Annotated in this window: 1 rRNA gene; it reads right to left on the bottom strand. The window is 48.7% G+C overall.

Going from position 1 to position 3,275, the window contains the following annotated elements:
* Nucleotides 1-21 precede the first annotated feature (21 nt).
* Nucleotides 22-3,033: ribosomal RNA gene (locus ABW51_RS09390) — 23S ribosomal RNA — on the bottom strand.
* Between the last annotated feature and the right edge of the window lie 242 nt (nt 3,034-3,275).

The raw sequence follows: 3,275 nt of genomic DNA, 5'->3' as shown, positions 1-3,275 counted from the left end.
CCAAAAACACTTGAGCGTTGTATAGTTAAGCCTCTCGGGCAATTAGTACAGGTTAGCTCAATGACTCACATCACTTACACACCCCGCCTATCTACGTCTTAGTCTTAAACAACCCTTACAGGTTTATAACCTGGGAGAACTCATCTCTTGGCAAGTTTCGTGCTTAGATGCTTTCAGCACTTATCTCTTCCGCACTTAGCTACCCGGCAATGCGTCTGGCGACACAACCGGAACACCAGTGGTGCGTCCACTCCGGTCCTCTCGTACTAGGAGCAGCCCCAACCAATTCTCCAACGCCCACGGCAGATAGGGACCGAACTGTCTCACGACGTTCTAAACCCAGCTCGCGTACCACTTTAAATGGCGAACAGCCATACCCTTGGGACCTACTTCAGCCCCAGGATGTGATGAGCCGACATCGAGGTGCCAAACACCGCCGTCGATATGAACTCTTGGGCGGTATCAGCCTGTTATCCCCGGAGTACCTTTTATCCGTTGAGCGATGGCCCTTCCATTCAGAACCACCGGATCACTATGACCTACTTTCGTACCTGCTCGACTTGTCTGTCTCGCAGTTAAGCTTGCTTATACCATTGCACTAACCTCACGATGTCCGACCGTGATTAGCAAACCTTCGTGCTCCTCCGTTACGCTTTGGGAGGAGACCGCCCCAGTCAAACTACCCACCAGACACTGTCCGAGACCGCGTTCCGCAATCTTCGTTAGAACATCAAACGTTAAAGGGTGGTATTTCAAGGACGACTCCATAATCACTGGCGTGACTACTTCTAAGTCTCCCACCTATCCTACACATCAAAATTCAATGTTCAGTGTCAAGCTATAGTAAAGGTTCACGGGGTCTTTCCGTCTAGCCGCGGGTACACCGCATCTTCACGGCGATTTCAATTTCACTGAGTCTCGGGTGGAGACAGCCTGGCCATCATTATGCCATTCGTGCAGGTCGGAACTTACCCGACAAGGAATTTCGCTACCTTAGGACCGTTATAGTTACGGCCGCCGTTTACTGGGGCTTCGATCAGGAGCTTCTCTTTCGATTACACCATCAATTAACCTTCCAGCACCGGGCAGGCATCACACCCTATACGTCCACTTTCGTGTTTGCAGAGTGCTGTGTTTTTAATAAACAGTTGCAGCCAGCTGGTATCTTCGACCGGTTCAACCTTCAGGGGAAAACCCTTACAATCTACGCCGGCGCACCTTCTCCCGAAGTTACGGTGCTATTTTGCCTAGTTCCTTCACCCGAGTTCTCTCAAGCGCCTGAGTATTCTCTACCTGACCACCTGTGTCGGTTTTCAGTACGGTTTAGTAAAGCCTGTCGCTTAGTGGCTTTTCCTGGAAGTGTGGTATCAGTTACTTCAGCTCCGTAGAGCCTCGTCATCATCTCTCAGTGTTAAGGAAGTCCGGATTTGCCTAAACTTCCCACCTACCAACTTAAACGCACATATCCAACAGTGCGATAACCTAACCTACTCCGTCCCCACATCGCAGCTTTACCAAGTACAGGAATATTAACCTGTTTCCCATCGACTACGCTTTTCAGCCTCGCCTTAGGGGCCGACTCACCCTGCCCCGATTAACGTTGGACAGGAACCCTTGGTCTTCCGGCGAACGGGTTTTTCACCCGTTTTATCGTTACTTATGTCAGCATTCGCACTTGTGATACGTCCAGCATGCTTCTCAACACACCTTCTTCCGCTTACACAACGCTCCCCTACCCAACAGACGTATCACTAATAATCCTTACTTCCAATATGCGCCGACTCAACGTTCGGGTTGCTTGAACAACCTTTCATGTCGCTTTGCGCCATTCTAGGTTGTTAATCGTAAGGCGTATTAGTGATACGCCTGATGCCGCAGCTTCGGTGCTATATTTCAGCCCCGTTACATCTTCCGCGCAGGCCGACTCGACTAGTGAGCTATTACGCTTTCTTTAAATGATGGCTGCTTCTAAGCCAACATCCTAGCTGTCTAAGCCTTCCCACTTCGTTTCCCACTTAATATAGACTTTGGGACCTTAGCTGGCGGTCTGGGTTGTTTCCCTCTCCACGACGGACGTTAGCACCCGCCGTGTGTCTCCTGAGTATCACTCTTTGGTATTCGTAGTTTGCATCGGGTTGGTAATCCGGGATGGACCCCTAGCCGAAACAGTGCTCTACCCCCAAAGGTGTCCGCTCAAGGCTCTACCTAAATAGATTTCGGGGAGAACCAGCTATCTCCCGGTTTGATTGGCCTTTCACCCCCAGCCACAAGTCATCCGCTAATTTTTCAACATTAGTCGGTTCGGTCCTCCAGTTAGTGTTACCCAACCTTCAACCTGCCCATGGCTAGATCACCGGGTTTCGGGTCTATACCTTGCAACTCGTCGCCCAGTTAAGACTCGGTTTCCCTTCGGCTCCCCTATTCGGTTAACCTCGCTACAAAATATAAGTCGCTGACCCATTATACAAAAGGTACGCAGTCACCCTTTCAGGCTCCCACTGCTTGTACGTACAAGGTTTCAGGTTCTATTTCACTCCCCTCACCGGGGTTCTTTTCGCCTTTCCTTCACAGTACTGGTTCACTATCGGTCAATCAGGAGTATTTAGCCTTGGAGGATGGTCCCCCCTTCTTCAAACAGGATATCACGTGTCCCGCCCTACTTCTCGTTAACTTAGTACCACAGCCTAGATGTCGAGTACGGGGCTATCACCCTGTGTCGCTAAGCTTCCCAGCTTATTCCTCTATCTCTGCTGTTATCATTAACAGGCTCTTTCGCTTTCGCTCGCCGCTACTGACGAAATCTCGGTTGATTTCTTTTCCTCGGGGTACTTAGATGTTTCAGTTCTCCCGGTTTGCCTCAACAAGCTATGGATTCACTCGTTGATAGTGGATTCTTCATCCACTGGGTTTCCCCATTCGGATATCTTGGATTAAACGCCTCTTATCGACTCATCCAAGCTTTTCGCAGATTAGCACGTCCTTCTTCGCCTCTGATTGCCAAGGCATCCACCTTGTACGCTTAGTCACTTAACTATACAACCTCAAATGTTTTCAATCACTTTAAGTTTTCACTTCAAAGTGCGGTCAATTTGATGCGCATTTTTAATTTAACTAAACACTTGATTGCTTTTGTTCAATCAAGATTTATCACAAAACAGGTTTGCTTTCAGAGCTCCCTTTTCAGTTCCCTCTTCTCACTTTCCTATTTTGCCTACTCAGACTTTCTCTCGAAAATCTCTTGTTTTCAGCTTGTTTCCAATTTTTTAAAGAACAGT

The organism is Haemophilus sp. C1 (assembly GCF_001276515.1).
Classification (GTDB): domain Bacteria; phylum Pseudomonadota; class Gammaproteobacteria; order Enterobacterales; family Pasteurellaceae; genus Haemophilus.
Note: the sequence above shows the minus strand (reverse complement) of the source record. Positions and strands in the feature narration are given on the sequence as shown.